The sequence below is a fragment of the Pseudomonas gingeri genome (assembly GCF_013385425.1).
GTDB classification, from domain to species: Bacteria; Pseudomonadota; Gammaproteobacteria; order Pseudomonadales; family Pseudomonadaceae; genus Aquipseudomonas; species Aquipseudomonas gingeri_D.
Genome location: NZ_JACAQA010000009.1, coordinates 307,751 through 333,249, shown reverse-complemented (window position 1 = coordinate 333,249; position 25,499 = coordinate 307,751). Strand labels below are relative to the sequence as shown.

Here is a 25,499-nt window from a genome sequence, read left to right as displayed (position 1 = left end):
TCAGGCCCCTGCCTGTAAGGCTACATCCAGAAACCCCGGCGCCTGCGCCAGGGCAAACGGGCTGAACACCCACCAACTGCGTTCACGCTCGAAACGGCCCTGGACAAAGGGCGCCACCGCCGCATCCGGCGGCTGGACCGAAAGCCCCTGCTGCCCGCCCTGGGGAAAGTGCTGCAAACCGGCCACTTCGTCCACCATCAGGCCGGCGAACACGTCCTTGTATTCCACCACCAGTACCCGCCGCTGTTTGCGCAACGCGGACAGCTCATGGCCGAAAAACCCACACAGGTCCATGATCGGCAGCAGGCGCCCACGCAGGTTGGCCACGCCCTTGACCCAGGGTTTCACCCCCGGCAACAGGGTGTGACGCGGCTCATGCAGGACTTCGCCGACTTCGCCCATCGGCGCCACATACCAGTGCTCGCCGAGGCGAAAGCCGATACCGCTCCAGGTGTCCTGGCGGGCCTGTTGCGACGGCAGGTCGGCCGCCAACAGGCGACAGCGCTGGTCGATTTCCAGCAGCAGCTGGAAGGCAGTCTGCGACGGGCTCATGGGCGCGGGCCGTCAGCCGGCGAGGACGCTGTTCAGGGTCTTGATCAGGGTGTCTTCTTCCACCGGTTTGGTCAGGTAGTCGCGAGCGCCCTGGCGCGTGCCCCAGACCTTGTCGGTTTCCTGATCCTTGGTGGTGATGATGATCACCGGGATATGGCTGGTTTCACTGTCTTTGGTCAGTTGCCGGGTGGCCTGGAAGCCATTGAGGCCCGGCATGACGATGTCCATCAGGACCGCGTCGGGCTTTTCCTGGCGGGCCAGGGCCACGCCGTCGGCACCGTTTTCGGCCTTGAGCACTTCATGACCGTGCTTCTCCAGCATGGTGGTCAGTTTGTACATTTCAGTCGGCGAATCATCGACGATCAGGATACGTGCCATGGTGTTCCCCACTGCTTATAAGGCGGGCGGCCAGGCGGCCGACCGTCAATGTGCTTGTTCTACCGCCGCGAACCCCGGCACATGGGCCTTGATCGCGGCTAGCAGTTCTTCCTTGCTGAACGGCTTGGTCAAAAACTGATCGGAACCGACGATACGCCCCTTGGCCTTGTCGAACAGGCCGTCCTTGGAGGACAGCATGATCACCGGCGTGGACTTGAACGCACGGTTGTTCTTGATCAGGGCGCAGGTCTGGTAGCCATCCAGGCGCGGCATCATGATATCGACGAAGATGATACCCGGATGGTGATCGGCGATCTTGGCCAGGGCATCGAAGCCGTCGATGGCCGTGATCACTTCGCAACCCACGTGTTTCAACAGCGTCTCGGCGGTGCGACGAATCGTCTTCGAGTCGTCGATGACCATCACTTTCAAGGCTGTGGAATGCTGTTCCATATCTGCTCTACCATCGCCACAGCGACTCGATTGACTGCATTTAAGCGCTTTTCAGGCGCGAAGCCCTTGATGTGTAAGCGCTTCGAGCGGCATGCGAGCCTTTTTAGCACAGTCTCAAGATGCAATCTATCAACCGCCCCCGGCCCCACCCGGACAGGCGGTTTTTCCTTGACCGGGAATCGGTGTAGCGCCACTCTGACGCCACTTTTTCAAGTCATTTCGGCCATCACGGCCCATAGAGGATATAGCCCATGAGCGTTCGTCTCGGGATTGTCATGGACCCCATTGCCAACATTTCCTATAAAAAGGACAGTTCCCTGGCGATGTTGCTGGCCGCCCAGGCGCGCGGCTGGACCCTGTTCTACATGGAACAGCAGGACCTGTACCAGGACGCCGGCGTGGCGCGGGGGCGCATGCGTCCACTGAAAGTGTTCGCCAACCCCGAGCACTGGTTCGAGCTGGAAGCCGAGACCGACACGGCCCTGAGCGACCTGGACGTGATCCTGATGCGCAAGGACCCGCCCTTCGACATGGAGTTCGTCTACTCCACCTACCTGCTGGAACAGGCCGAGCGCGCCGGGGTGCTGGTGGTCAACAAGCCGCAGAGCCTGCGCGACTGCAACGAAAAGCTCTTCGCCACCCAGTTCCCGCAGTGCACCCCGGCCACCGTGGTCAGCCGTCGCGCCGATGTATTGCGCGAGTTTGCCGCCAAGCACGGTGACGTGATCCTCAAGCCGCTGGACGGCATGGGCGGTACTTCGATCTTCCGCCACCGGGTCGGCGACCCGAACCTGTCGGTGATCCTCGAGACCCTGACCGCCCTGGGCAGCCAGCAGATCATGGCCCAGGCCTACCTGCCGGGAATCAAGGACGGCGACAAGCGCATCCTGATGGTCGACGGCGAGCCGGTGCCCTATTGCCTGGCGCGGATCCCGGCAGCCGGTGAAACCCGTGGCAACCTGGCCGCCGGCGGTCGCGGCGAAGCCCGTCCGCTGACCGACCGCGACCGCTGGATCGCCGCCCAGGTCGGCCCGACCTTGCGGGAAAAAGGCCTGTTGTTTGTCGGCCTGGACGTGATCGGCGAGCATCTGACGGAAATCAACGTCACCAGCCCGACCTGCATCCGCGAGATCGACAACGCCTTCGGCACCGACATCGGCGGCCTGCTGATGGATGCCATTGAGCGCAAGCTGCAAGCCCGTTGATGTAGAACAGCCGAGAAAAAACCAACATTGCGTTATCATTCCGCGCTTTCGATACATGCGATGTTGGTTTCCTGGTCATGACGCTTCCCGCCGATCTGCCTCCCGAACTTTCCCGCCCCGGCGTACGCCCGGCGGATCGGCTTGGCTTCACGCTTTTCCTCGCGGCGCTGATCCACCTGGCGCTGCTGCTCGGTGTGGGCTTCAGCGTCGTCGAGCCCAAGCAGATCAGCAAGACCCTGGAAATCACCCTGTCCACCTTCAAGAGCGTGAAACCGCCGGAAAAGGCTGATTTCCTCGCCCAGGACAACCAGGAAGGCAGCGGCACCCTGGATAAAAAGGCGATACCCAAGACCACCGAGGTCGCGCCGTTCCAGGACAACAGCATCAATGAGGTCACCCCGCCGCCACCGACCAAGCAGGAAGTAACCGAAGCGGCACCGAAGGCGGTGGTCACCACGGTGGCGCCGAAGCCGAAGAAAGCCGTGATCAAGCATGAGCAGGTCAAGACCGAGGCGGCGCCCCAGCAACCGGCACCGACCTTCGACAGCTCGCAGTTGAGCAGCGACATCGCCAGCCTTGAAGCGGAACTGGCCAAGGAACAACAGTTGTATGCCAAGCGCCCGCGGATTCATCGCTTGAGCGCGGCCTCGACCATGCGCGACAAGGGCGCCTGGTACAAGGATGACTGGCGCAAGAAGGTCGAGCGCATCGGCAACCTCAATTACCCCGAAGAAGCACGTCGCCAGCAGATCTACGGCAATTTGCGGCTGATGGTCTCGATCAACCGCGACGGCTCGCTGTATGAAGTGCTGGTGCTGGAATCCTCCGGGCAGCCGCTGCTGGACCAGGCGGCGCAGCGGATCGTGCGCCTGGCGGCACCGTTCGCGCCCTTTACCGGCGATCTGTCGGACATCGACCGCCTGGAGATCATCCGCACCTGGCGTTTTTCCCGGGGCGACAAGCTTTCCAGCAACTGAATCGCGCCTACACCGCTTGTCAGGTCGCCCGCCCACGGCCACACTAGGGCTCATGAAAAACCTCACCCCGACGTACCTCAAGCATCATTTCCTGATCGCCATGCCGCATATGGCCGACCCGAATTTCGCGCAGACGGTGACCTATATCGTCGAGCACAGCGCGAACGGTGCCATGGGGCTGGTGATCAACCGCCCGCAAGCGCTGAGCCTGGCCGATATCCTCGAGCAACTGCGCCCGGACATCGAGCCGCCAGCCCTCTGCCAGCATGTGCCGATCTATACCGGCGGTCCGGTGCAGACCGACCGCGGGTTTGTCCTGCACCCCATCGGCCAGACCTACCAGGCCACCGTCGAACTGGAAGGCCTGGCGCTGTCCACGTCCCAGGATGTGCTGTTCGCCATTGCCGACGGTGAAGGCCCATCCCGCAGCCTGATCGCCCTCGGCTACGCCGGTTGGGAAGCCGGGCAACTGGAAGCGGAACTGGCCGACAACGCCTGGCTGACCTGCCCGTTCTCCCCGGACATTCTCTTCGAAACCGACAGCGACGCCCGCCTCGCCGCCGCCGCCGCGCACCTGGGGATCAACCTCAGCCTGCTCACCAGCCAGGCGGGCCACGCCTGATGGCCGCCATCCGCCTGCTGCTGGGTTTCGACTACGGCACCAAACAGATCGGCGTCGCCGTCGGCCAGATGATCACCGGCCAGGCCCGTGAGCTCTGCACCCTGAAGGCGCAAAACGGGATTCCCGACTGGAACCAGGTCGAAGCCCTGATCAAGGAATGGAAACCCGACGCCGTGGTGGTCGGCCTGCCGCTGAACATGGACGGCACCCCCAGCGACATGTGCGCCCGTGCGGAGAAATTCGCCCGCCGGCTCAACGGGCGCTACAACCTGCCGTTCTTCACCCAGGACGAACGCCTGACCACTTTCGAAGCCAAGGGCGAACGCATGGCCCGTGGCGGCCAGAAAGGCACCTATCGCGACAACCCGGTGGACGCCATCGCCGCCAAGCTGCTGCTGCAAAGCTGGATCGAAGAACACCCGACACCTGCCGAGTCCTGAACAGCGGCGCTGCCCGAACCTCTTACCCTCGCCTTGATCCCCCGCAAGGGCCCTTGAAGGAGCAACCATGAGCCTGCCCAATCCCGCCGACCTGATCAGCCAGATGGCCGTCGATCTCAACGCCCACCTGAGCAAGCGCGCCATTGTCGAACCGCGCTTTATCGGTATTCGTACCGGCGGCGTGTGGGTGGCCCAGGCGCTGCTCAAGGCCCTGGATAGCACATCGCCCCTGGGCACCCTGGATGTGTCCTTCTACCGCGACGACTTCAGCCAGAACGGCCTGCACCCGCAGGTGCGCCCGTCCGAGCTGCCGTTCGAGATCGAAGGCCAGCACCTGGTGCTGATCGACGACGTGCTGATGAGCGGCCGGACCGTCCGCGCGGCCCTCAACGAACTCTTCGACTACGGCCGCCCGGCCAGCGTGACGCTGGTCAGCCTGCTGGACCTTGATGCCGCCGAACTGCCGATCCGTCCCGATGTGGTCGGTGCAACACTGTCGCTGGCTCCCACGGAACGGGTAAAATTGTCCGGCCCCGCGCCGCTCCAACTTGAACTTCAAGACCTCGCCCTTTAAAGAGTCCCTTGCGATGACGCCTCTAGACGCCAAGCGCCCGCTGCAGCTCAATGATCAGGGCCAGCTACGCCACTTCCTCTCGCTCGACGGCCTGCGCCGCGAGCTGTTGACCGAAATCCTCGATACCGCCGACTCCTTCCTCGAAGTCGGCGCCCGGGCGGTAAAGAAAGTCCCGCTGCTGCGCGGCAAGACCGTGTGCAACGTGTTCTTCGAGAACTCCACCCGTACCCGCACCACCTTTGAAATGGCCGCCCAACGGCTGTCGGCGGACGTGATCACCCTGAACGTGTCCACGTCCTCGGCGAGCAAGGGTGAAACCCTGCTCGACACCCTGCGCAACCTCGAGGCCATGGCCGCCGATATGTTCGTCGTGCGTCACGGCGAGTCCGGCGCCGCGCATTTCATCGCCGAACACGTCTGCCCCCAGGTGGCGGTCATCAACGGCGGCGACGGCCGCCACGCGCACCCGACCCAGGGCATGCTCGACATGCTGACCATCCGTCGGCACAAGGGCGGCTTCGAAAACCTCTCGGTGGCCATCGTCGGCGACATCCTGCACTCGCGGGTGGCCCGTTCGAACATGCTGGCGCTCAAGGCCCTCGGTTGCCCGGATATCCGCGTGATCGCGCCGAAAACCTTGCTGCCGATCGGCATCGAGCAATACGGGGTGAAGGTCTACACCGACCTGGCCGAAGGCCTGAAGGACGTCGACGTGGTGATCATGCTGCGCCTGCAGCGTGAACGCATGACCGGCGGCCTGCTGCCCAGCGAAGGCGAGTTCTACCGCCTGTTCGGCCTGACCACCGCGCGCCTGGCCGGCGCCAAGCCGGATTGCATCGTCATGCACCCGGGCCCGATCAACCGTGGCGTGGAAATCGAATCGGCGGTGGCCGACGGCCCCCATTCGGTGATCCTCAACCAAGTCACCTACGGCATCGCCATACGCATGGCCGTGCTGTCCATGGCCATGAGCGGGCAGACTGCCCAGCGCCAATTCGACCAGGAGAAGGCCAAGTGAAACTGAGCATACTCGGCGCCCGCGTCATCGACCCGAGCAGCGGCCTGGATCAAGTGACCGACCTGCACCTGGAAGCCGGCAAGCTGATTGCCATCGGCGCCGCCCCGGCGGGTTTCGCCGCAGTCGACGTCATCGATGCCAAAGGCCTGGTGGCCGCTCCCGGGCTGGTGGACCTGAACGTCTCCCTGCGCGAGCCGGGCTACAGCCGCAAGGGCAATATCGCCAGCGAAACCCGCGCGGCCGCAGCCGGCGGCGTCACCAGCCTGTGCTGCCCGCCCAAGACCAAACCGGTGCTGGACACCTCGGCGGTGGCCGAACTGATCCTCGACCGTGCCCGCGAAGCCGGCAACACCAAGGTGTTTCCTATTGGTGCCCTGAGCAAAGGCCTGGAAGGCGAACAGTTGGCCGAGCTGGTGGCCTTGCGCGATGCCGGCTGCGTGGCGTTCGGCAACGGCCTGGAGAGCTTCCGCAACACCCGCACCCTGTGCCGGGCGCTGGAATATGCGGCGACGTTCGACCTGACGGTGATTTTCCACTCCCAGGACCATGACCTGGCCCATGGCGGCCTGGCCCATGAAGGCCCGACCGCCAGCTTCCTCGGCTTGTCGGGGATTCCGGAAACCGCCGAGACCGTGGCCCTGGCCCGGGACCTGCTGCTGGTGGAGCAGAGCGGCGTGCGCGCGCACTTCAGCCAGCTGACCAGTGCGCGCGGCGTGGCCCTGATCGCCCAGGCCCAGGCCCGTGGCTTGCCGGTGACCGCCGATGTGGCCTTGTACCAGTTGATCCTGACTGACGAAGCGCTGATCGACTTCTCCAGCCTTTACCACGTGCAACCGCCGCTGCGCACCCGCGCCGACCGCGACGGTTTGCGCGCTGCGGTGAAATCCGGGGTGGTGAGCGCCATCTCCAGCCATCACCAGCCCCATGAGCGCGATGCCAAGCTGGCGCCGTTCGGCGAGACCGAGCCGGGCATCAGCAGCGTCGAGCTGTTGCTGCCGCTGGCGTTGACCCTGGTGGAAGATGGCCTGCTGGACCTGCCGACCTTGCTGAAGCGCCTGAGCGCCGGCCCTGCCGAGGCTTTGCGCCTGCCGGCGGGCAAGCTGGCGGTGGGGGCGGCGGCGGATCTGGTGCTGTTCGATCCGAGCACCTCGACCGTGGCCGGTGAGCACTGGTTGTCCAAGGGCGAGAACTGCCCGTTCCTCGGCCATGCGTTGCCGGGAGCGGTGCGTTATACGCTGATGGATGGGCGGATCACACACCAGGCGTGATCCAGTATTTGTGGGAGCGGTGCTTGTCGGATCGCCGCACCGCCGCGAAGCTTTTAGCGTCCTTAAAACCGCCTTCGCGGGCAAGCCCTGCTCCTACAGATTTATGTCGTACACCAGATTGATATTCGACGAAGACTGTAGGAGCAGGGCTTACCCGCGAAGAGGCCCTTGAGGTCACCAAAAACTCCCAGAGAAAAGGGATTCGACCTCAACCCCGCCCGCTGTTCCTCAGCGACACCTGGTCATTCAGTGTCCAGAAGTCATACAGCACGCCAAGCCCCAGCAACCCGCCCGTCAGCAGATAAAGCAGCCCGGTCAGCCATTTGCCCTGGTACATCCGGTGAATACCGAACAAACCCAGGAACGTCAGCAGCAACCAGGCAACGTTGTAATCCAGCGGCCCGGCGGTAAAACGCAGATCCGCCTCGCGGTCCATGCCCGGAATCAGGAACAGGTCGATCAACCAACCGATCCCCAGCAACCCGAAGGTAAAAAACCAGATCGTCCCGGTAACCGGCTTGCCGTAATAGAAGCGGTGAGAACCGGTAAAACCAAAAATCCACAGCAAATACCCGAGTAAAACATTGTGGGTATTCGCCGGTGTGCCGTCCTGCCGATAGGTGTTCATCAACGCCTTCTCCGAGCTCGATAGATAAATATTTCGTAAAACCGTGTGACTTTTTTACTGTCTCAAAACATGTAACAAACCCTTACCAAAAATCGCTGAAAGCCTTGTGGGGCCTGACTTTCACGTGACTCGTGGGTCGGATTTCACAGCCGCAGGCCACTTTAAACCCCTGTATTGATTCGACAAACGGGCCCAGAAGTGACCAAAAAGCTGTTATAAAGTTGCGCGATTACCTATTTAGAGCCTTGCCTAATGCGACCATTTTTCAAGACATGGCTAACCATCTGCCTATTAATGCCACTGGCCGCCCACGCCACCAACCGTGAGCAACGTCTTCCTTCCGTCAACGGTCACACTGCCAAATCACCGGCTACCGTTGCCCATGCTACCGATCTGACCGCCCCTGTGGTCAAGCGCCCTGGCAAGCACGGCAGCCATGGCAAAGCCCGCCATGATAGCGTGGTGGCCATCAATCCGGCCGCACCGAACGCCAAGCAGAGCAGCGCCGTGCTCAGCCGTGCGGTGAATGTGCTGGGGACCCCGTATCGCTGGGGCGGCAGCAGCCCGAGCAAGGGCTTCGACTGCAGCGGCCTGGTCAAGTATGCCTTCAACGGCGTAGCGGCCAGTGATCTGCCGCGCACGTCCAATGCCATGGCCGCCGGCCACGGGCAGAAAGTCGCGCGCAAGGACCTCAAGCCGGGCGACCTGCTGTTCTTCACCCTCAAGAGCCGCAAGGTCAACCACGTGGCCATCTACCTGGGCAACGATCGGTTTATCCACGCACCGCGTCGCGGCAAGTCGGTGACCATCGACACGCTGAAGAAGCCGTACTGGGACAGCCATTACGTGATTGCCAAGCGCGTGATCCCGAAAGAGCAGAACCATATGCGGGTTGTGCAGCGCTGATTGGATTCGTGGTGCGCCTGTGAAGTTTTTGGCGCTCTCGAGGGCCTCTTCGCGGGCAAGCCCTGCTCCTACAGTGTTGCGTCGTTTACAAAATCGGTGAACGACGACGTACTGTAGGAGCAGGGCTTGTCGGGTCGCCGCACCGCCGCGAAGGCGTCAGAACAGCCACCACAAAGCTCCTAGGCCGGCCCCAGGCTCAAGCTATCCGCCCCCGCACCACCCGTCCCCTTCTCCAACTTGATCATCAGCCGCAAGTCATTGGCTGAATCCGCATACGCCAATGCATCGCGGTAGCTGATCACCCCCTCCTGATGCAATGCATACAACGCCTGGTCCAAGGTCTGCATCCCCTGTTCGGTCGAGCGTTTCATCAACGCCTTGAGCTCCTTGATCTCGCCCTTGCGAATCAGGTCGGCCATCAGCGGCGTATTCAGCAGCACTTCCACCACCGCCCGCCGTCCCTGGCCATCCCGGGTTGGAATCAACTGCTGGGCGACAATCGCCCGCAGGTTGAGGGACAGCTCCATCCAGATCTGCGGGTGCCGGTCCACGGGAAAGAAGTTGATGATCCGCTCCAGCGCCTGGTCGGCATTCGGCGCATGCAGGGTCGCCAGGCACAGGTGCCCGGTTTCCGCGAACGCCAGGGCATGGCCCATGGTCTCCCGGGTGCGCACTTCGCCGATCATGATCAGGTCCGGGGCCTGGCGCAGGGTGTTTTTCAGCGCCACCTCGTAGGAATCGGTGTCGATCCCCACTTCGCGCTGGGTAATGATGCAGTTCTGGTGCTCATGAACGAACTCGATGGGGTCCTCGACCGTGACGATATGGCCGCTGCCCTGCTGGTTGCGGTGGCCGATCATCGCTGCCAGGGTGGTCGACTTGCCGGTGCCGGTGGCCCCGACCAGCATCACCAGCCCGCGCTTGAGCAGTGCCAATTGCTCGATGATCGGCGGCAGCTTCAGCGTGGCCAGCTCGGGAATCCGCGTCTCGATGCGCCGCAACACCATGCCCGGTTGGCTGCGCTGGTAAAACGCGCTGACACGAAAACGCCCCACGCCCTTGGGGTGGATGGCGAAATTGCATTCGTGCAGGTGGGTAAAGTCGAGCTTCTGACGCTCGGTCATCAGGCCGAACACCGCGTCCTGGGTCTGTTCCTGGGTCAGCGGGGCGCGGGTCACCGGCAGGATCTGGCCGTTGACCTTGAGCGACGGCGGCAGGCCCGGGGTGATAAACAGGTCGGAAGCGCCCTTCTCGACCATCAGGCGCAGCAGTTTCTCGAACTCCATGGCTTCTCCGCGGCGAATCAGGCACACACCTGTGTGACAGCGTAGAAGCTCACGGGGGTTCGCGTCAGAAGTTGTCCGGGATCTTCGCCTTCTCCCGGGCATTGTCGCGGGTGATCAGGCCCTTGGTCAGCAGTTCCTTGAGGCACATGTCCAGGGTCTGCATGCCCAGCGAACCGCCGGTCTGGATCGAGGAGTACATCTGCGCCACCTTGTCCTCGCGGATCAGGTTCCGGATCGCCGGGGTACCGAGCATGATCTCGTGGGCGGCGATACGCCCGCCGCCGACCTTCTTCAGCAGGCTCTGGGAAATCACCGCCTGCAGGGATTCGGAGAGCATCGAGCGAACCATCGACTTCTCCTGCGCCGGAAACACGTCGACCACCCGGTCGATGGTCTTGGCCGCCGAGGTGGTGTGCAGCGTGCCGAACACCAGGTGACCGGTTTCCGCGGCGGTCAGCGCCAGGCGGATGGTTTCCAGGTCGCGCATCTCGCCCACCAGGATCACGTCCGGGTCCTCCCGCAGGGCCGAACGCAGGGCCGCGGAGAAACTCTGGGTGTCGCGGTGCACTTCACGCTGGTTGACCAGGCATTTCTTCGACTCGTGGACAAATTCGATCGGGTCCTCGATGGTCAGGATATGGTGATGCTTGTTGTTGTTCAGGTGGTCGATCATCGCCGCCAGGGTGGTCGACTTGCCCGAACCGGTCGGCCCGGTCACCAGCACCAGCCCGCGCGGCACCTCGGTGATCTTGCGGAACACCTCGCCCATGCCCAGGTCGCTCATGGTCAGGACTTTCGAGGGAATGGTGCGGAACACCGCGCCCGACCCGCGGTTGTGGTTGAAGGCGTTGACCCGGAAGCGCGCCACGCCCGGCACTTCGAAGGAGAAGTCGGTCTCCAGGAACTCCTCGTAGTCCTTGCGCTGGCGGTCGTTCATGATGTCGTAGATCAGGTCGTGGACCTGCTTGTGGTCCAGCGCCGGCAGGTTGATCCGCCGTACATCGCCGTCGACCCGGATCATCGGCGGCAGGCCCGCCGAGAGGTGCAAGTCCGACGCGCCCTGTTTGGCGCTAAAGGCCAGCAGCTCGGTGATATCCATGAGGCTCCCCAATACAGGTAGAATGCCGCAGACTTTTGACCTGCTGGCGAATTTGAATGACCACGATAGCAGACAACATCACCACCGTTGCAGCCCGCATCGCTGCCGCCGCACAGGCCGCCGGCCGCGACAGCGCCAGCATCGGCCTGCTCGCCGTGAGCAAGACCAAGCCCGCCGCCGCCGTGCGCGAAGCCCATGCCGCGGGCCTGCGGGACTTCGGCGAGAATTACCTGCAGGAAGCCCTGGGCAAACAGGCCGAATTGACCGACCTGCCCTTGTGCTGGCACTTCATCGGCCCCATTCAATCGAACAAGACTCGCGCCATCGCCGAGCATTTCGATTGGGTGCACTCCGTGGATCGCCTGAAAATCGCACAACGCCTGTCCGAACAGCGCCCGGCTGACCTGGCGCCGTTGAATATCTGCATCCAGGTCAATGTCAGCGGCGAGGCCAGCAAGTCCGGCTGCACCCCGGCCGACCTGCCGGCCCTGGCCGCGGCCATCAGCGCCTTGCCGAACCTGAAGCTGCGCGGGCTGATGGCGATCCCCGAACCGACCGAAGAGCGTGCCGAACAAGACGCCGCGTTCGCCACCGTGCGGACTTTGCAAGACAGCCTCAACCTGCCGCTCGACACACTTTCCATGGGCATGAGCCACGATCTCGAGTCGGCCATTGCCCAAGGCGCCACCTGGGTGCGGATCGGTACCGCGCTGTTTGGCGCCCGCGATTATGGCCAGGCCTGACATGGCCTCACACACTCGTCTTAAGGATCCGTCATGAGCAAGAATCGAATCACTTTCATCGGCGCCGGCAACATGGCGGCCAGCCTGATCGGCGGCCTGCGTGCCGAGGGCCTGGACGCCGCGCTGATTCGCGCCAGCGATCCCGGTGCCGAGACCCGCGCCCGGGTCCAGGCCGAACACGGTATTGAAGTGTTTGCCGACAACGCCGAGGCCATCCTCGGCGCGGATGTGGTGGTGCTGGCGGTCAAGCCGCAAGCCATGAAGGCCGTGTGCGAAGCCTTGCGTCCCAGCCTGAAGCCCCATCAACTGGTGGTGTCGATTGCCGCCGGTATCACCTGCGCGAGCATGAACCGCTGGCTGGGCGAGCAGCCGATCGTGCGCTGCATGCCGAACACCCCGGCGCTGCTGCGCCAGGGCGTCAGCGGCCTGTTCGCCACTGCGCAGGTGTCCGCCGAACAGCGCCAACAGGCGCAAACCCTGCTGTCGGCCGTCGGCAGTGCCTTCTGGCTGGACGAAGAACAGCAACTGGACGCGGTGACCGCTGTGTCCGGCAGCGGCCCGGCGTACTTCTTCCTGCTGATCGAAGCCATGACCGCCGCCGGCGAGAAACTCGGCCTGCCCCGTGACATCGCCAGCCAACTGACCCTGAAGACCGCCCTGGGTGCCGCCCATATGGCCGTCTCCAGTGACGTCGAGGCCGCCGAGCTGCGCCGTCGCGTGACCTCGCCGGCCGGCACCACGGAAGCCGCGATCAAGACGTTCCAGGCCGGCGGCTTCGAAGCCCTGGTAGAAAAGGCGCTTGGCGCCGCCGCCCACCGTTCGGCCGAAATGGCCGAGCAACTCGGTCAGTAATCCTCGAGGGAACCCTTAATGTTTGCATTCAATAGCGCTGCCATTTTTGTCATTCAAACCCTGGGCAGCCTGTATCTGTTGGTGATCCTGCTGCGTTTCATCCTGCAACTGGTCCGGGCCAACTTCTACAACCCGCTCTGCCAGTTCACCGTGAAAGCCACGCAACCCCTGCTCAAGCCCCTGCGCCGGATCATTCCAAGCCTGTTCGGCCTGGACATGTCCTCGCTGGTGCTGGCGATTGTCGTGCAGATGCTGCTGATGGCGGTGATCCTGCTGCTCAGCTACGGCGTCACCGGCAATATCGCCTACCTGCTGATCTGGGCGGTCATCGGCATCACCTCGCTGTTCCTCAAGGTGTTCTTCTTCGCCATGATCATCAGCGTGATCCTCTCCTGGGTCGCGCCCGGCAGCCATAGCCCGGCGGCCGAGCTGGTATTCCAGATCAGCGAACCGGCCCTGGCGCCGTTCCGCAAGATCGTGCCGAACCTGGGTGGCCTGGATATCTCGCCGATCCTGGCGTTCCTGGTGATCCAGTTGATCCAGAGCTATGTGATTCCGCCGCTGGCGGTCATGAGCGGCATGCCGGAAGTGCTGTTCCGCTTGATCTGATCAACTGTGGGAGCGGCGCTTGCCGCTGCTCCCCCCGCTCATTAGACTTACGCCTCATTCAAGCGTGAGCAGGGTCGATGTCCACTGTCTTTCCCCACGATTCCGTCGGGCTGGTCGTGCCGCAAACAGCACATTTCAGCGAGCCCCTGGCCCTGGCCTGCGGCCGTTCCCTGCCGGCCTACGACCTGATCTACGAAACCTACGGCACCCTCAATCCCGCGGCGAGCAACGCCGTACTGATCTGCCATGCCCTTTCCGGCCATCACCACGCCGCCGGTTTCCACAGCCCCGACGAGCGCAAGCCCGGCTGGTGGGACAGCTGCATCGGCCCCGGCAAGCCCATCGACACCAACAAGTTCTTTGTCGTCAGCCTGAACAACCTTGGCGGCTGCAACGGCTCCACCGGCCCGAGCAGCATCAACCCCGAGACCGGCCGCCCCTTCGGCGCCGATTTCCCGGTGCTGACCGTGGAAGACTGGGTCCACAGCCAGGCCCACCTCGCCGACCGCCTGGGCATCGGCCAATGGGCCGCGGTGATCGGCGGCAGCCTGGGCGGCATGCAGGCCATGCAATGGAGCATCACCTTCCCCGATCGCGTACGCCATTGCGTCGCCATCGCCTCGGCCCCCAAATTGTCGGCGCAGAACATCGCCTTCAACGAAGTGGCGCGCCAGGCAATCCTCACCGATCCGGAATTCCACGGCGGCTCGTTCCAGGAAAAAGGCGTGATCCCCAAGCGTGGCCTGATGCTGGCGCGCATGGTCGGGCACATCACCTACCTGTCCGATGACTCCATGGGCGAGAAATTCGGCCGCGGCCTCAAGAGCGAAAAGCTCAACTACGACTTCCACAGCGTGGAGTTCCAGGTCGAGAGCTACCTGCGTTACCAGGGCGAGGAGTTTTCCGGGCGTTTTGACGCCAACACCTACCTGTTGATGACCAAGGCCCTGGACTACTTCGACCCGGCAGCCAACTTCAACGATGACCTGGCGCGAACCTTCGCCGGTGCCACGGCCCGCTTCTGCGTGATGTCCTTCACCACCGACTGGCGTTTTTCGCCGGCCCGCTCGCGGGAAATCGTCGATGCACTGATGGCCGCGCGCAAGGACGTCTGCTACCTGGAAATCGACGCACCACAAGGCCATGACGCCTTCCTGATCCCGATCCCGCGTTACCTGCAGGCGTTCGGCAACTACATGAACCGAATTACGCTGTGAGGACGCCATGAGAGCCGACCTGGAAATCATCCAAGACTGGATCCCCGCCGGCAGCCGCGTGCTCGACCTCGGCTGCGGCGACGGCGAACTGCTGGCCTGGCTGCGGGACAACAAGCAGGTCACCGGCTACGGCCTGGAAAACGACCCGGAGAACATCGCCACCTGCGTGGCCAAGGGCATCAACGTCATCGAGCAGGACCTGGACAAGGGCCTCGGCAACTTTGCCAGCAACAGCTTCGATATCGTGGTCATGACCCAGGCCCTGCAAGCCGTGCACTACCCGGACAAGATCCTCGACGAAATGCTCCGGGTCGGGCGCCAGTGCATCATCACCTTCCCCAACTTCGGTCACTGGCGCTGCCGCTGGTACCTGGCGAGCAAGGGTCGGATGCCGGTTTCGGAATTCCTCCCGTACACCTGGTACAACACGCCGAACATCCACTTCTGCACCTTCGAGGACTTCGAGGCACTGTGCCGCGAGCGGACCGCCAAGGTGATCAACCGGCTTGCCGTGGATCAACAGCACCGCCATGGGTGGGCCAGTAAGCTATGGCCTAATCTATTAGGTGAGATCGGCATTTATCGCGTCAGCAGCCCAGGTCTCAGCGATCACCAGATCGCGGTATAAACCGCACTGCCTCGAGGAGAATGATCATGCTGCGTTCAATTGTGTTTCTGGTGGCGGCCTGCTTCGGCGTCACGGCCATGGCCGCCGATGCCATCAAGAGCGAGCGCCAGGAAGTCTTCGGTGACCTCACCGTGCACTACAACACCTTCAACTCTACCTATATTCAACCGGACACTGCCCAGCGTGCGGAGTTGGTACGCAGCAAGGACCAGGGTGTGATCAACATCTCGGTGGCCAAGGCCGGCAAACCGCTGGTCGCCCAGGTCAGCGGCAATGTGAAGGACCTGACCGGCAAGAGCGTCACACTGAACTTCAAGCAGATTACCGAGCAGGGCGCCGTCTACTACCTGGCGCAATACCCGGTACCGCAGCAGGAAAACCGCATCTTCGAAATCACCGTCACCGCCGGCGGTGATGCCCACACTTTCAGCTTCAATCAGGAACTTTTCCCAGGCGAATGATGAACTTCAGCCAACTGGTACTGGCCAGCCACAACGCCGGCAAACTCAAAGAACTCCAGGCCATGCTCGGTGGGTCGGTGCAACTGCGCTCGATCGGTGAGTTCAGCAGCGTCGAGCCGGAAGAAACCGGCTTGTCGTTCGTCGAAAACGCCATCCTGAAAGCCCGTAATGCGTCACGCATTTCCGGCCTGCCGGCGCTGGCCGACGATTCCGGGCTGGCAGTGGACTTCCTCGGTGGCGCGCCGGGTATCTATTCGGCCCGCTATGCCGATGGCCAGGGCGATGCGGCGAACAACGCCAAGCTGCTCGAGGCCCTGAAGGACGTCCCCACCGCCGAGCGCGGCGCGCAGTTCGTCTGCGTGCTGGCCTTGGTGCGGCATGCCGATGACCCGCTGCCGATTCTCTGCGAAGGCCTGTGGCACGGGCGCATCCTCACCGCCGCCAGCGGCGAGCACGGTTTTGGCTACGATCCGCTGTTCTGGGTGCCGGAGCGTGACTGCTCCAGCGCTGAACTGGGTCCGGTCGAGAAAAACCAGCTCAGCCACCGCGCCCGCGCCATGGCCCTGTTGCGCCAGCGCCTGGGCCTGAAATGACCCAGCCCCACGTAGCGCCGCCGCTGATCCACGGCAGCGCGCCAATCCCTCGGGCGGCCATGGCGCAGTTGCCGCCCCTGGCGCTGTATATCCATATCCCCTGGTGCGTGCGCAAATGCCCGTATTGCGATTTCAACTCCCATGCCGCCAGCCCGGTGCTGCCGGAAGAGGAGTATGTCGACGCACTGCTGGCCGACCTCGACCAGGACCTGCACGCGGTGTATGGCCGTGAATTGAGTTCGATCTTCTTCGGTGGCGGCACGCCCAGCCTGTTCAGCGCCCCGGCGCTGGGGCGTTTGCTCAAGGGCGTCGAGGCGCGTATTCCGTTTGCCGGCGATATCGAAATCACCCTGGAAGCCAACCCCGGGACCTTCGAACAGGAAAAATTCATCGCCTATCGCCAGTTGGGCATCAATCGGCTGTCCATCGGCATCCAGAGTTTCCAGGAAGACAAGCTCAAGGCCCTCGGCCGCATCCATACCGGCGGCGAAGCCGTGCGGGCGGCGGATATGGCGCGCCAGGCCGGGTTCGACAACTTCAACCTGGACCTGATGCACGGTTTGCCGGACCAGTCCCTGGAAGATGCCCTGGCTGATCTGCGCCAGGCCATTGCCTTGAAGCCCACGCACCTGTCCTGGTACCAGCTCACCCTGGAGCCGAACACGGTGTTCTGGAACCAGCCGCCGACCCTGCCGGAAGACGACACCCTGTGGGATATCCAGGAAGCCGGCCAGGCGCTGTTGGCCGAGCACGGTTACGCCCAGTACGAAGTTTCGGCCTATGCCCAGCCCGGACGGGCGGCGCGGCACAACCTCAATTACTGGAGCTTCGGTGATTTCATCGGTATCGGTGCCGGTGCCCATGGCAAGCTCAGCCACCCGGACGGGCGCATCGTCCGGACCTGGAAAACCCGCCTGCCGAAGGACTACCTGAACCCGGCCAAGGCCTTCCAGGCCGGGGAGAAAGCCCTGGCCAACGAAGAGCTGCCGTTCGAGTTCCTGATGAATGCCCTGCGCCTGACCGAGGGCGTTGACGCCGTCTTGTTTGCGCAACGTACCGGGCTTAGTCTCGACAGCTTGAACGAAGCACGCGCCGAGGCCGAACAAAGTGGCCTGTTGCGGGTCGAACCGTCACGCCTGGCGGCCACCGACCGCGGGCAGCTGTTTCTCAACGACCTGCTGCAATACTTTTTGACCTAAGGAAACCCCATGGACCTGGTACTCGACCTGCTCGCCACGGTATCGCGTTGGAGCCGCAGCAACCTGTCGGAAATCGCCCTGGCGCTGGTGGGCTGCCTGCTGGTGCTGTTTGGCGCGGATATCAAGGGTTGGATCGATCAACGCCTGGGCAGCATTGCCGGTGCCTTGCGCGTACCGCTGCTGGCCCTGCTGTGCATGATCGGCAGCGGCGCGGCCTTGATCTACGCCACGCCCTGGGTGGTGCGCGGCTTGAGCCAGTTCAACAACTACAGCCTGGCGCCGGTGTTGTTGGTGGTGCTGGTATTGATCGGGGTGGTGGCGGATCGGCGCTGATTGGAACGCGCTTCACCGCCATCGGCCTCAGGCCAGTTTCTCGAACTTCAGGTCCCACACCCCGTGTCCCAGTCGTTCGCCACGGCGTTCGAACTTGGTGATCGGGCGTTCGGCCGGACGCGGCACGCATTTGCCGTCTTCGGCCAGGTTGCGATAACCCGGGGCGACGCTCATCACTTCCAGCATGTATTCGGCATACGGCTCCCAGTCGGTGGCCATATGCAAGATCCCGCCGACCTTCAGCTTGCTGCGCACCAGCTCGGCAAAGGACGCCTGGACGATACGCCGCTTGTGATGGCGGCTCTTGTGCCACGGATCCGGGAAAAACAGCATCAGCCGGTCCAGACTGTTGTCCGCCACACAGCGGTTGAGCACTTCAATGGCATCGCAGTCGTAGACCCGCAGGTTTTTCAAACCCTGGGTCAACACGCCATTGAGCAGCGCCCCAACACCCGGACGGTGCACTTCCACACCGATAAAATCCTGCTCGGGTGCCGCCGCCGCCATCTCCAGCAGGGAATGCCCCATGCCGAAGCCGATTTCCAGCGAGCGCGGTGCCGAGCGACCAAACACCTGGTCGAAATCCACCGGCGCATCGGCCAGCGGCAGGACGAACAGCGGCGTGCCCTGCTCCAGGCCCTTCTGCTGGCCTTCGGTCATGCGCCCGGCGCGCATCACGAAACTCTTGATACGGCGGTGTTGGCGCTCTTCGCCTTCTTCCGGCTGGATTGGCGTGTCGTTCGATTCAGTCATCAAAGGCTCTTACTTGATCAGACCATCCAGCGGCGAGGAAGCGCTGGCATAGAGTTTTTTCGGCATGCGACCGGCGAGGTAGGCCAGGCGACCAGCAACGATGGCGTGTTTCATGGCCTCGGCCATCAGGATCGGCTGCTGGGCGTGGGCGATGGCCGAGTTCATCAGCACCGCCTCGCAACCCAGTTCCATGGCGATGGTGGCGTCGGAGGCGGTGCCGACACCGGCATCCACCAGCACCGGGATCTTGGCTTCTTCGAGGATGATCTGCAGGTTGTACGGGTTGCAGATCCCCAGGCCCGTGCCGATCAGGCCGGCCAGCGGCATGACCGCGATACAGCCGATTTCCGCCAGTTGCCGGGCGATGATCGGATCATCGCTGGTGTAGACCATCACGTCGAAACCTTCCTTGACCAGCACTTCGGCGGCCTTGAGGGTTTCGATCACGTTGGGGAACAGGGTTTTCTGGTCGGCCAGGACTTCCAGCTTCACCAGGTTGTGGCCGTCCAGCAGCTCACGGGCCAGGCGGCAGGTGCGCACGGCTTCGATGGCGTCGTAGCAACCGGCGGTATTCGGCAGGATGGTGTAGCGATCCGGCGGCAGGATATCCAGCAGGTTAGGTTCGCCCGGGTTCTGCCCCAGATTGGTCCGGCGCACCGCCACGGTGACGATCTCGGCCCCCGAGGCCTCGATGGCCAGGCGGGTTTCTTCCATGTCGCGGTATTTGCCGGTACCCACCAAAAGACGGGACTGATAGGTACGGCCGGCCAGCACGAAGGGCTTGTCGCTGCGAACAGTGCTCATTCGGAAATCCTCTTGAAAGGTTGAGGGCTTGCAGGGTGGATCAGGGCGTGGGACTGCAGGGGCGATTAACCGCCACCGATAGCGTGTACCACTTCGACCTGATCGCCTTCACGCAGGGCGGTGTCGGCATGCTGGCTGCGCGGGACGATATCCAGGTTCAGCTCCACCGCCACCCGCCGCCCGACCAGGTCGAGCCGGGCCAGCAACGCCGCGACGGTCTCGCCATCGGGCAGTTCAAAGGGTTCACCGTTCAATTGAATGCGCATGCGCCGGGCTGCCATCATTTTTAGGGGTCAGCATTCTAGCCCGATCAGTCCGGGCGACCCAAGCCATTCGTCGACCTGGCGCTCAGCTCAAGCCGCCTGCAGGCGCCAGGCGGCCAGACCGAGGCAGAACCAGCCGATCAGGAAGCCCAGGCCGCCGAACGGGGTGATGATGCCCAGCTTGCTCACACCGGTCAGGGTCAACAGATACAGGCTGCCGGAGAACAGGATAATCCCGAAGGCGAACGACAGGCCGGCCCAGGTGACCAGACGCCCCGGAATATGGGTCGCCAGCAGCGCCACGCCGAACAGCGCGAGGGCGTGCACCAGCTGATAGGTCACCCCGGTGTGGAAGATCGCCAGGTACTCCGAGCTCAGGCGGTCTTTCAGGCCGTGGGCGGCAAAGGCACCGAGGGCGACGCCGGTAAAACCGAAAAAGGCGGCCAGCAGCAAAAAACCACGCAACATGACGAACTCCATTCAGGGGGCACAGGGTCTGTATAATGGCCCGCTCCCACGCCCCGGCCAAGCCATCTCTATGTTGTCATTCCTTTTCCGCCGCCTCGTCACCGTCCTGAAATGGTTCGCCATCGGCAGTGTGTTGCTGGTGCTGCTGTTTCGTTGGGTGCCGCCGCCCGGGACCGCGCTGATGGTCGAACGCAAGATCGAGTCCTGGACCGATGGCGAGCCCATTGACCTGCAACGCAGCTGGCGCCCGTGGGAACAGATCTCCGACGAGTTGAAAGTGGCGGTAATGGCCGGCGAGGACCAGAAATTCCCCGAGCACTGGGGGTTCGACTTTGATGCGATCCAAGCTGCGTTTGAACACAACGAGCGCGGCGGTTCGATTCGCGGCGCCAGCACCTTGAGCCAGCAGGTGTCGAAGAACCTGTTTCTGTGGTCGGGGCGCAGTTATTTGCGTAAAGGGCTGGAGGCCTGGTTTACCGCGCTGATCGAACTGACGTGGCCCAAGCAGCGGATTCTCGAGGTGTACCTGAACAGCGTGGAATGGGACGACGGCGTGTTCGGCGCGGAAGCGGCGGCGCGGCATCACTTCGGCGTGAGCGCGGCGGGCTTGTCGCGCCAGCAGGCCAGCCTGCTGGCGGCGGTGCTGCCCAATCCGCGGGAATGGAGCGCCAGTCACCCGAGCACCTACGTGGCACGCCGGGCGGGCTGGATTCGCCAGCAGATGAGCCAGTTGGGTGGGGATGAGTACCTGAGCGGGCTGAACAACTCGCGCAAGGCACCCTGGGCGTTGTGATCTCCAGGACCTGATCGCGAGCAAGCTTGCTCCTAACAGTGTTGGCGGCGAGCCACAATGTTGTGAACGAGGCTGGCCCTGTAGGAGCAAGCTTGCTCGCGATGAGGCCTGTCCAGACGCCGAAAATTTCGAACGTCGAAACAAAAACGCCCCGATCAGATCGGGGCGTTTTTTATTGCTTCAGCACTTAAGCGGCAATCGACAACTTCAGCTTGTTCATCGCGCTCTTTTCCAGCTGGCGAATCCGCTCGGCCGAAACGTTGTACTTCTGCGCCAGGTCGTGCAGCGTGGCTTTCTCTTCCGCCAACCAGCGCTGGTAGAGAATGTCGCGGCTGCGCTCGTCGAGCACTTCCAGGGCTTCATGCAGGTTGCTGTTGGAGTTTTCGCTCCAATCGGCATCCTCCAGCTGACGCGCCGGGTCATACCGGTGGTCTTCCAGGTAGTTGGCCGGAGACTGGAAGGCACTGTCGTCGTCGGCTTCCGCCGCCGGGTCGAAGGCCATGTCCTGGCCGGTCAGCCGGCTTTCCATCTCGCGCACTTCACGGGGTTCCACGCCGAGGCTTTCAGCCACGCGGTGGACTTCCTCGTTGTTCAGCCAGGCCAGACGCTTTTTCTGGCTACGCAGGTTGAAGAACAGCTTGCGCTGGGCCTTGGTAGTGGCCACTTTCACAATGCGCCAGTTGCGCAGGATGAACTCGTGGATTTCCGCCTTGATCCAGTGCACGGCAAACGACACCAGGCGCACACCCATTTCCGGGTTGAAGCGCTTCACGGCCTTCATCAGGCCGACGTTGCCTTCCTGGATCAGGTCAGCCTGGGCCAGCCCGTAGCCGGAATAGCTACGGGCGATATGGACGACAAAACGCAGGTGGGCGAGCACCATCTGCCGAGCCGCCCCAAGATCCTGCTCATAATAGAGACTCTCGGCCAGTTCACGCTCCTGCTCCGGCGTCAGCAAGGGAATGCTGTTCACCGTGTTCACGTAGGCTTCCAGGTTCGCACCCGGGACCAACGCGTAGACAGGTTGCAAAGAAGTGGTCATACGAAAAAACCTCCGACTCACATAACTCGTGCAGTGATGCACTGCGAAAATTGACCGGGAACCGTAGGACAAGTTCCCTAAACCACCAATACGGTCAATACAAACGAAACCACATTAATCTGACATTAACTACTTCGGTGCCAGCTCACGTAAATGCCGTGCGACCGCAATCCAAGCACCGATATACCCCAAGAGCACCGCCCCAAGCAACAATGACAGACCATCGGCCACCGGCACACCGGCCAGGGAAAAGTCGCTGCCGTAGAGACCGGCCAGCCCGACCACCGCGTCATTCAGCCAGTTCAGGCCGTAAGCCAGCACTCCCCAGGACAAAAACCCGGCACCAAAGCCATAAAGCGCGCCCATATAGAGAAAAGGCCTACGCACATAGCTATCAGTGCCGCCGACCAGTTTAATCACTTCGATCTCGGTGCGGCGGTTTTCAATATGAAGACGAATGGTATTGCCTATCACCAAAAGTAATGCCGACACCAGCAGCACCGTCAGGCCGAAGACAAACCGGTCGCCCAGCTTGAGAATAGCCGCCAGACGCTCGACCCAGACCAGGTCCAGTTGCGCCTGTTGCACCTTGGGCAACTCGGCCAGGCGCTGGCGCAGGGCTTCCAATGTCGCCTTGTCGACTTCGTTCGGCGTCACCAGCACCACCCCCGGCAGGGGGTTCTGCGGCAATTCCTTGAGGGCTTCGCCCAGGCCCGACTGCTGCTGGAACTCGTCCAGGGCCTTTTCCTTGCTGATGTACTCGGCATCCGCGACGCCGGGCATGGCCTTGATCTGTTCGCTGAGGTGCGCGCCTTCGGTCGGGCTGGCATCCAGTTGCAGGTACAGGGAGATCTGCGCCGCGCGCTGCCAGGAGCCACCCAGTCGCTCGACATTGTTCAGCAGCAGCGACAAGCCCATGGGCAGGCTCAGGGCCACGGCCATCACCAGGCAGGTAAAGAAGCTGCCGATCGGCTGCTTGCCCAGGCGGCGCAGGCTGTCCAACAGGCTGGCGCGATGGCTTTCGATCCAGGCGCTGAGCAGGGTGCCGAAGTCCGGACCGTCGTCTTCGTTGCGTTTTTTCTTCGGCGGCTGCGGGTCGCTGGCTTTCGGGGCCACGCGTTCGGCTACCTTGGGGCTGCGAGTCGCACTCATTCGCCTGCCTCCCCGTCGCCGATCAATCGGCCGCGTTGCAGGGTCAGCATGCGGTGGCGCATGCGGGCGATCAGGGCCAGGTCGTGGCTGGCGATCAGCACGCTGGTGCCCAGGCGGTTGATGTCTTCGAACACGCCCATGATTTCCGCCGCCAGGCGCGGGTCGAGGTTACCGGTGGGTTCGTCCGCCAGCAGCAAGGCCGGGCGATGGACGATGGCACGGGCAATACCGACGCGCTGTTGCTGGCCGGTGGAAAGATCGCCGGGGTAGAGGTCGGTCTTGTCCGAGAGCGCCACGCGCTCCAGGGCCGAATCCACCCGCTTGACGATCTCGGCCTTGGACAGGCCGAGGATCTGCAACGGCAAGGCGACGTTGTTGAACACCGTGCGATCGAACAGCAACTGGTGGTTCTGGAACACCACGCCGATCTGCCGGCGCAGGAACGGAATCTGCGCGTTGCTGATCTGGCCCAGGTCCTGCCCGGCCAGCAGCAGCTTGCCGGTGGTCGGACGCTCCATCGCCAGCAGCAGGCGCAACAGGGTACTTTTGCCCGCGCCGGAATGCCCGGTCACGAACAGGAATTCACCACGACGCACCCGAAAGCTCAGTTCATGCAAGCCGACATGACCGTTCGGATAGCGCTTACCGACCTGTTCGAAACGAATCATGAATGCTCCCGCTCCGCGAAAAGGGCCTGGACAAAGGGTTCGGCTTCGAAGGTACGCAGATCATCGATCCCTTCACCGACGCCGATGTAACGAATCGGCAGGCCAAACTGCTTGGCCAGGGCAAAGATCACCCCGCCCTTGGCGGTCCCATCGAGCTTAGTCAATGCCAGGCCGGTAAGCTGGACCGTCTGGTTGAATTGCTTGGCCTGGTTGATGGCGTTCTGCCCAGTCCCGGCGTCGAGCACCAGCAGCACTTCGTGGGGCGCCTCTACGTCGAGCTTGGCGATCACCCGACGGACCTTCTTCAGTTCTTCCATCAGATTGTCTTTGGTGTGCAGGCGACCGGCGGTGTCGGCGATCAGCACGTCGATACCGCGGGCCTTGGCCGCCTGTACCGCATCGAAGATTACCGAAGCCGAATCGGCACCGGTGTGCTGGGCGATGACCGGAATCTGGTTGCGCTCACCCCACACCTGCAGTTGCTCCACCGCCGCCGCGCGGAAGGTATCGCCCGCCGCCAGCATGACCTTCTTGCCTTCAAGCTGCAGCTTCTTCGCCAGTTTGCCGATGGTGGTGGTCTTGCCGGCGCCGTTGACGCCCACTACCAGGATCACGAAGGGTTTGTGCTGCGAATCGATCTTCAGCGGCTGTTCGACCGGCTTGAGCATCGCGGTCAGCTCGGCCTGCAACGAGGCGTAGAGCGCGTCGCTGTCGGTCAACTGCTTGCGGGCGACTTTCTGGGTCAGGCTCTGGATGATCACCGAGGTGGCTTCAACGCCCACGTCGGCGGTCAGCAGGCGGGTTTCCAGCTCTTCGAGCAGGTCGTCGTCAATGGCCTTCTTGCCCAGGAACAGGCTGGCCATACCTTCGCCAATGCTGGCGCTGGTCTTGGACAGGCCCTGTTTGAGGCGGGTAAAGAAGCCGACCTTGGTCTCTTCGGAAACGGGCTTGGCCGGTTCGGCAGTCACCGGTTCAGCCACCGCAACCGGCGCCGGAACAACCACAGGCGCCACGACCGGCGCGGGTGCCGGGACTGGTGCAGGTGCAGAGACTGGAGCTGGAGCTTCGACAATCGGCGCAATGACCGGCGCTGGCACCGGTCCGGCGATGAACGGTTCAGGTGCGGCCACTTCAGCGACCGGCGCAACAGCCGTCAGCGGGATCGGCGGGGTGATATGCGGTGCCTGAACATCCTCGACCAGAGCCACCGGCTCCTCGGCCACGGGCAGGCTCGGCCAGGGCTCATGTACCGGGGCAACCGGCGCGACGGCCGGCGTTTCAACCACCGGCACGCTGAACGGCAACGGCTCGGCAGCCACCGGCAGTGCCTCGCTCACTGGCGCGGGCGTGGCCTCGGGGGTCGGTTGTGGCTGTTCGACGACGGCTTCCTGCGGTTTTTTACGCAGCCAGCCGAACAGGCTTTTTTTCTCGCCAGCCGGGGCTGGGGTCTTCTTGTCGTCGTTGGAACCAAACATGGAGGACGGCTATCTCACGGTAGCGACGCGCCAAGGTGGC

At 63.0% G+C, this 25,499-nt stretch carries 32 protein-coding genes; 18 read left to right on the top strand and 14 right to left on the bottom strand.

Annotation, left to right across the window (positions count from 1 at the left end):
* The 3 genes from HX830_RS15255 to pilG are packed head-to-tail and all read right to left on the bottom strand — an operon-like array spanning position 1 to position 1,383.
* Entirely contained in the window at positions 1–552 is a 552-nt protein-coding gene (locus HX830_RS15255; protein WP_103494425.1) for a chemotaxis protein CheW, read from the bottom strand.
* Between the two features lie 12 nt (positions 553–564).
* Positions 565–930: a twitching motility response regulator PilH gene (pilH, locus tag HX830_RS15250; protein WP_103494426.1), complete on the bottom strand. Its 366-nt coding sequence runs from the start codon at positions 928–930 to the stop codon at positions 565–567.
* A 45-nt stretch (positions 931–975) separates the two neighbouring features.
* Positions 976–1,383, bottom strand: coding sequence for a twitching motility response regulator PilG (gene pilG / locus HX830_RS15245; RefSeq protein ID WP_100944626.1), 408 nt, complete (start codon positions 1,381–1,383; stop codon positions 976–978).
* A 251-nt stretch (positions 1,384–1,634) separates the two neighbouring features.
* Here pilG and gshB point away from each other — a divergent pair, with 251 nt between their 5' ends.
* The 7 genes from gshB to HX830_RS15210 all read left to right on the top strand — a co-directional run bounded on the left by gshB (position 1,635) and on the right by HX830_RS15210 (position 7,487).
* Positions 1,635–2,588, top strand: coding sequence for a glutathione synthase (gene gshB, locus HX830_RS15240; RefSeq protein WP_100944625.1), 954 nt, complete (start codon positions 1,635–1,637; stop codon positions 2,586–2,588).
* Positions 2,589–2,665: 77 nt separating this feature from the next.
* Positions 2,666–3,565: an energy transducer TonB gene (locus tag HX830_RS15235; RefSeq protein ID WP_152736828.1), complete on the top strand. Its 900-nt coding sequence runs from the start codon at positions 2,666–2,668 to the stop codon at positions 3,563–3,565.
* Between the two features lie 52 nt (positions 3,566–3,617).
* A complete protein-coding gene (locus HX830_RS15230) occupies positions 3,618–4,187 on the top strand; it encodes a YqgE/AlgH family protein (RefSeq protein ID WP_103494429.1) in 570 nt (189 codons plus the stop codon).
* Entirely contained in the window at positions 4,187–4,627 is a 441-nt protein-coding gene (gene ruvX, locus HX830_RS15225; RefSeq protein WP_103494430.1) for a Holliday junction resolvase RuvX, read from the top strand. Before HX830_RS15230 ends, ruvX begins: the two co-directional genes overlap by 1 nt.
* A gap of 67 nt (positions 4,628–4,694) precedes the next feature.
* Positions 4,695–5,201, top strand: coding sequence for a bifunctional pyr operon transcriptional regulator/uracil phosphoribosyltransferase PyrR (pyrR, locus tag HX830_RS15220; RefSeq protein ID WP_152736827.1), 507 nt, complete (start codon positions 4,695–4,697; stop codon positions 5,199–5,201).
* A 13-nt stretch (positions 5,202–5,214) separates the two neighbouring features.
* Entirely contained in the window at positions 5,215–6,219 is a 1,005-nt protein-coding gene (locus HX830_RS15215) for an aspartate carbamoyltransferase catalytic subunit (RefSeq protein WP_177100996.1), read from the top strand.
* On the top strand, positions 6,216–7,487 hold the full coding sequence (locus HX830_RS15210) for a dihydroorotase (protein ID WP_177100994.1): 1,272 nt from the start codon (positions 6,216–6,218) through the stop codon (positions 7,485–7,487). The genes HX830_RS15215 and HX830_RS15210 overlap by 4 nt, the downstream gene beginning before the upstream one ends.
* A 208-nt stretch (positions 7,488–7,695) precedes the next feature.
* Here HX830_RS15210 and HX830_RS15205 read toward each other — a convergent pair whose 3' ends face one another.
* Positions 7,696–8,115, bottom strand: coding sequence for a TM2 domain-containing protein (locus tag HX830_RS15205; protein WP_103494434.1), 420 nt, complete (start codon positions 8,113–8,115; stop codon positions 7,696–7,698).
* A 252-nt stretch (positions 8,116–8,367) separates the two neighbouring features.
* On the opposite strand from HX830_RS15205, the gene HX830_RS15200 reads away from it, so the two are divergent.
* Positions 8,368–9,021 carry a C40 family peptidase gene (locus tag HX830_RS15200; protein ID WP_103494435.1) on the top strand — a complete coding sequence of 218 codons (654 nt, stop codon included), beginning with the start codon at positions 8,368–8,370 and terminating at the stop codon, positions 9,019–9,021.
* 179 nt (positions 9,022–9,200) lie between these two features.
* Here HX830_RS15200 and HX830_RS15195 read toward each other — a convergent pair whose 3' ends face one another.
* Both HX830_RS15195 and HX830_RS15190 read right to left on the bottom strand, forming a co-directional pair.
* Positions 9,201–10,307, bottom strand: coding sequence for a PilT/PilU family type 4a pilus ATPase (locus HX830_RS15195; protein ID WP_152736824.1), 1,107 nt, complete (start codon positions 10,305–10,307; stop codon positions 9,201–9,203).
* A 64-nt stretch (positions 10,308–10,371) separates the two neighbouring features.
* Positions 10,372–11,406 carry a type IV pilus twitching motility protein PilT gene (locus HX830_RS15190; RefSeq protein ID WP_103494437.1) on the bottom strand — a complete coding sequence of 345 codons (1,035 nt, stop codon included), beginning with the start codon at positions 11,404–11,406 and terminating at the stop codon, positions 10,372–10,374.
* 56 nt (positions 11,407–11,462) lie between these two features.
* Here HX830_RS15190 and HX830_RS15185 point away from each other — a divergent pair, with 56 nt between their 5' ends.
* The 9 genes from HX830_RS15185 (at position 11,463) to HX830_RS15145 (ending at position 18,041) form a co-directional block, all read left to right on the top strand.
* On the top strand, positions 11,463–12,149 hold the full coding sequence (locus tag HX830_RS15185; RefSeq protein ID WP_152736823.1) for a YggS family pyridoxal phosphate-dependent enzyme: 687 nt from the start codon (positions 11,463–11,465) through the stop codon (positions 12,147–12,149).
* A 33-nt stretch (positions 12,150–12,182) separates the two neighbouring features.
* Positions 12,183–13,001, top strand: coding sequence for a pyrroline-5-carboxylate reductase (proC, locus tag HX830_RS15180; RefSeq protein WP_103494439.1), 819 nt, complete (start codon positions 12,183–12,185; stop codon positions 12,999–13,001).
* Between the two features lie 18 nt (positions 13,002–13,019).
* Positions 13,020–13,610: a YggT family protein gene (locus tag HX830_RS15175; RefSeq protein ID WP_103494440.1), complete on the top strand. Its 591-nt coding sequence runs from the start codon at positions 13,020–13,022 to the stop codon at positions 13,608–13,610.
* A gap of 77 nt (positions 13,611–13,687) precedes the next feature.
* Complete coding sequence (metX, locus tag HX830_RS15170) at positions 13,688–14,827, top strand: homoserine O-succinyltransferase MetX (protein ID WP_103494441.1); 1,140 nt, start codon at positions 13,688–13,690, stop codon at positions 14,825–14,827.
* Positions 14,828–14,834: 7 nt separating this feature from the next.
* Positions 14,835–15,455, top strand: a complete 621-nt coding sequence (gene metW, locus HX830_RS15165; RefSeq protein WP_103494442.1) for a methionine biosynthesis protein MetW — start codon at positions 14,835–14,837, stop codon at positions 15,453–15,455.
* A gap of 26 nt (positions 15,456–15,481) precedes the next feature.
* Entirely contained in the window at positions 15,482–15,916 is a 435-nt protein-coding gene (locus HX830_RS15160; RefSeq protein WP_177100992.1) for a DUF4426 domain-containing protein, read from the top strand.
* Entirely contained in the window at positions 15,913–16,509 is a 597-nt protein-coding gene (rdgB, locus tag HX830_RS15155; protein ID WP_103494444.1) for an RdgB/HAM1 family non-canonical purine NTP pyrophosphatase, read from the top strand. The genes HX830_RS15160 and rdgB overlap by 4 nt, the downstream gene beginning before the upstream one ends.
* A complete protein-coding gene (hemW, locus tag HX830_RS15150) occupies positions 16,506–17,708 on the top strand; it encodes a radical SAM family heme chaperone HemW (protein ID WP_371317515.1) in 1,203 nt (400 codons plus the stop codon). The genes rdgB and hemW overlap by 4 nt, the downstream gene beginning before the upstream one ends.
* Before the next feature lie 9 nt (positions 17,709–17,717).
* Positions 17,718–18,041 carry a DUF3392 domain-containing protein gene (locus HX830_RS15145; RefSeq protein WP_060781995.1) on the top strand — a complete coding sequence of 108 codons (324 nt, stop codon included), beginning with the start codon at positions 17,718–17,720 and terminating at the stop codon, positions 18,039–18,041.
* Positions 18,042–18,068: 27 nt separating this feature from the next.
* Here the strand turns inward: HX830_RS15145 and trmB are convergent, their stop codons facing one another.
* The 4 genes from trmB to HX830_RS15125 form a co-directional block, all read right to left on the bottom strand.
* Positions 18,069–18,794, bottom strand: coding sequence for a tRNA (guanosine(46)-N7)-methyltransferase TrmB (gene trmB / locus HX830_RS15140; protein WP_103494446.1), 726 nt, complete (start codon positions 18,792–18,794; stop codon positions 18,069–18,071).
* 9 nt (positions 18,795–18,803) lie between these two features.
* Positions 18,804–19,598, bottom strand: coding sequence for a thiazole synthase (locus tag HX830_RS15135; protein ID WP_100944605.1), 795 nt, complete (start codon positions 19,596–19,598; stop codon positions 18,804–18,806).
* A 65-nt stretch (positions 19,599–19,663) separates the two neighbouring features.
* Positions 19,664–19,864, bottom strand: a complete 201-nt coding sequence (thiS, locus tag HX830_RS15130) for a sulfur carrier protein ThiS (protein WP_100944604.1) — start codon at positions 19,862–19,864, stop codon at positions 19,664–19,666.
* Positions 19,865–19,951: 87 nt separating this feature from the next.
* Positions 19,952–20,329, bottom strand: a complete 378-nt coding sequence (locus HX830_RS15125) for a DUF423 domain-containing protein (RefSeq protein WP_177100990.1) — start codon at positions 20,327–20,329, stop codon at positions 19,952–19,954.
* A 70-nt stretch (positions 20,330–20,399) separates the two neighbouring features.
* On the opposite strand from HX830_RS15125, the gene mtgA reads away from it, so the two are divergent.
* A complete protein-coding gene (gene mtgA / locus HX830_RS15120) occupies positions 20,400–21,122 on the top strand; it encodes a monofunctional biosynthetic peptidoglycan transglycosylase (RefSeq protein WP_103494448.1) in 723 nt (240 codons plus the stop codon).
* Positions 21,123–21,309: 187 nt separating this feature from the next.
* Here mtgA and rpoH read toward each other — a convergent pair whose 3' ends face one another.
* From rpoH to ftsY, 4 genes are all read right to left on the bottom strand, one after another.
* The gene (gene rpoH, locus HX830_RS15115; RefSeq protein WP_100944601.1) at positions 21,310–22,164 is read right to left on the bottom strand and encodes an RNA polymerase sigma factor RpoH; all 855 of its coding nucleotides are present in this window, start codon (positions 22,162–22,164) and stop codon (positions 21,310–21,312) included.
* 129 nt (positions 22,165–22,293) lie between these two features.
* Positions 22,294–23,316, bottom strand: coding sequence for a permease-like cell division protein FtsX (gene ftsX / locus HX830_RS15110; protein ID WP_152736814.1), 1,023 nt, complete (start codon positions 23,314–23,316; stop codon positions 22,294–22,296).
* Positions 23,313–23,984, bottom strand: coding sequence for a cell division ATP-binding protein FtsE (ftsE, locus tag HX830_RS15105; protein WP_100944599.1), 672 nt, complete (start codon positions 23,982–23,984; stop codon positions 23,313–23,315). Before ftsE ends, ftsX begins: the two co-directional genes overlap by 4 nt.
* Positions 23,981–25,459 carry a signal recognition particle-docking protein FtsY gene (gene ftsY, locus HX830_RS15100; protein ID WP_177100988.1) on the bottom strand — a complete coding sequence of 493 codons (1,479 nt, stop codon included), beginning with the start codon at positions 25,457–25,459 and terminating at the stop codon, positions 23,981–23,983. Before ftsY ends, ftsE begins: the two co-directional genes overlap by 4 nt.
* Between the last annotated feature and the right edge of the window lie 40 nt (positions 25,460–25,499).

Excerpts from the sequence above, each read along its gene's own strand:
- HX830_RS15215 (WP_177100996.1), top strand. The coding sequence starts at position 5,215 with ATGACGCCTCTAGACGCCAAGCGCCCGCTGCAGCTCAATGATCAGGGC.
- HX830_RS15160 (WP_177100992.1), top strand. The coding sequence starts at position 15,482 with ATGCTGCGTTCAATTGTGTTTCTGGTGGCGGCCTGCTTCGGCGTCACG.
- HX830_RS15255 (WP_103494425.1), bottom strand. The coding sequence starts at position 552 with ATGAGCCCGTCGCAGACTGCCTTCCAGCTGCTGCTGGAAATCGACCAG.
- HX830_RS15230 (WP_103494429.1), top strand. The coding sequence starts at position 3,618 with ATGAAAAACCTCACCCCGACGTACCTCAAGCATCATTTCCTGATCGCC.
- proC (WP_103494439.1), top strand. The coding sequence starts at position 12,183 with ATGAGCAAGAATCGAATCACTTTCATCGGCGCCGGCAACATGGCGGCC.
- hemW (WP_371317515.1), top strand. The coding sequence starts at position 16,506 with ATGACCCAGCCCCACGTAGCGCCGCCGCTGATCCACGGCAGCGCGCCA.
- ftsY (WP_177100988.1), bottom strand. The coding sequence starts at position 25,459 with ATGTTTGGTTCCAACGACGACAAGAAGACCCCAGCCCCGGCTGGCGAG.
- HX830_RS15175 (WP_103494440.1), top strand. The coding sequence starts at position 13,020 with ATGTTTGCATTCAATAGCGCTGCCATTTTTGTCATTCAAACCCTGGGC.
- HX830_RS15195 (WP_152736824.1), bottom strand. The coding sequence starts at position 10,307 with ATGGAGTTCGAGAAACTGCTGCGCCTGATGGTCGAGAAGGGCGCTTCC.
- ftsE (WP_100944599.1), bottom strand. The coding sequence starts at position 23,984 with ATGATTCGTTTCGAACAGGTCGGTAAGCGCTATCCGAACGGTCATGTC.
- ruvX (WP_103494430.1), top strand. The coding sequence starts at position 4,187 with ATGGCCGCCATCCGCCTGCTGCTGGGTTTCGACTACGGCACCAAACAG.
- mtgA (WP_103494448.1), top strand. The coding sequence starts at position 20,400 with ATGTTGTCATTCCTTTTCCGCCGCCTCGTCACCGTCCTGAAATGGTTC.
- rpoH (WP_100944601.1), bottom strand. The coding sequence starts at position 22,164 with ATGACCACTTCTTTGCAACCTGTCTACGCGTTGGTCCCGGGTGCGAAC.
- pilH (WP_103494426.1), bottom strand. The coding sequence starts at position 930 with ATGGCACGTATCCTGATCGTCGATGATTCGCCGACTGAAATGTACAAA.
- HX830_RS15125 (WP_177100990.1), bottom strand. The coding sequence starts at position 20,329 with ATGTTGCGTGGTTTTTTGCTGCTGGCCGCCTTTTTCGGTTTTACCGGC.
- thiS (WP_100944604.1), bottom strand. The coding sequence starts at position 19,864 with ATGCGCATTCAATTGAACGGTGAACCCTTTGAACTGCCCGATGGCGAG.
- pyrR (WP_152736827.1), top strand. The coding sequence starts at position 4,695 with ATGAGCCTGCCCAATCCCGCCGACCTGATCAGCCAGATGGCCGTCGAT.
- rdgB (WP_103494444.1), top strand. The coding sequence starts at position 15,913 with ATGATGAACTTCAGCCAACTGGTACTGGCCAGCCACAACGCCGGCAAA.
- gshB (WP_100944625.1), top strand. The coding sequence starts at position 1,635 with ATGAGCGTTCGTCTCGGGATTGTCATGGACCCCATTGCCAACATTTCC.
- HX830_RS15185 (WP_152736823.1), top strand. The coding sequence starts at position 11,463 with ATGACCACGATAGCAGACAACATCACCACCGTTGCAGCCCGCATCGCT.
- HX830_RS15235 (WP_152736828.1), top strand. The coding sequence starts at position 2,666 with ATGACGCTTCCCGCCGATCTGCCTCCCGAACTTTCCCGCCCCGGCGTA.
- metX (WP_103494441.1), top strand. The coding sequence starts at position 13,688 with ATGTCCACTGTCTTTCCCCACGATTCCGTCGGGCTGGTCGTGCCGCAA.
- ftsX (WP_152736814.1), bottom strand. The coding sequence starts at position 23,316 with ATGAGTGCGACTCGCAGCCCCAAGGTAGCCGAACGCGTGGCCCCGAAA.
- HX830_RS15200 (WP_103494435.1), top strand. The coding sequence starts at position 8,368 with ATGCGACCATTTTTCAAGACATGGCTAACCATCTGCCTATTAATGCCA.
- HX830_RS15205 (WP_103494434.1), bottom strand. The coding sequence starts at position 8,115 with ATGAACACCTATCGGCAGGACGGCACACCGGCGAATACCCACAATGTT.
- pilG (WP_100944626.1), bottom strand. The coding sequence starts at position 1,383 with ATGGAACAGCATTCCACAGCCTTGAAAGTGATGGTCATCGACGACTCG.
- HX830_RS15145 (WP_060781995.1), top strand. The coding sequence starts at position 17,718 with ATGGACCTGGTACTCGACCTGCTCGCCACGGTATCGCGTTGGAGCCGC.
- HX830_RS15135 (WP_100944605.1), bottom strand. The coding sequence starts at position 19,598 with ATGAGCACTGTTCGCAGCGACAAGCCCTTCGTGCTGGCCGGCCGTACC.
- trmB (WP_103494446.1), bottom strand. The coding sequence starts at position 18,794 with ATGACTGAATCGAACGACACGCCAATCCAGCCGGAAGAAGGCGAAGAG.
- HX830_RS15190 (WP_103494437.1), bottom strand. The coding sequence starts at position 11,406 with ATGGATATCACCGAGCTGCTGGCCTTTAGCGCCAAACAGGGCGCGTCG.
- metW (WP_103494442.1), top strand. The coding sequence starts at position 14,835 with ATGAGAGCCGACCTGGAAATCATCCAAGACTGGATCCCCGCCGGCAGC.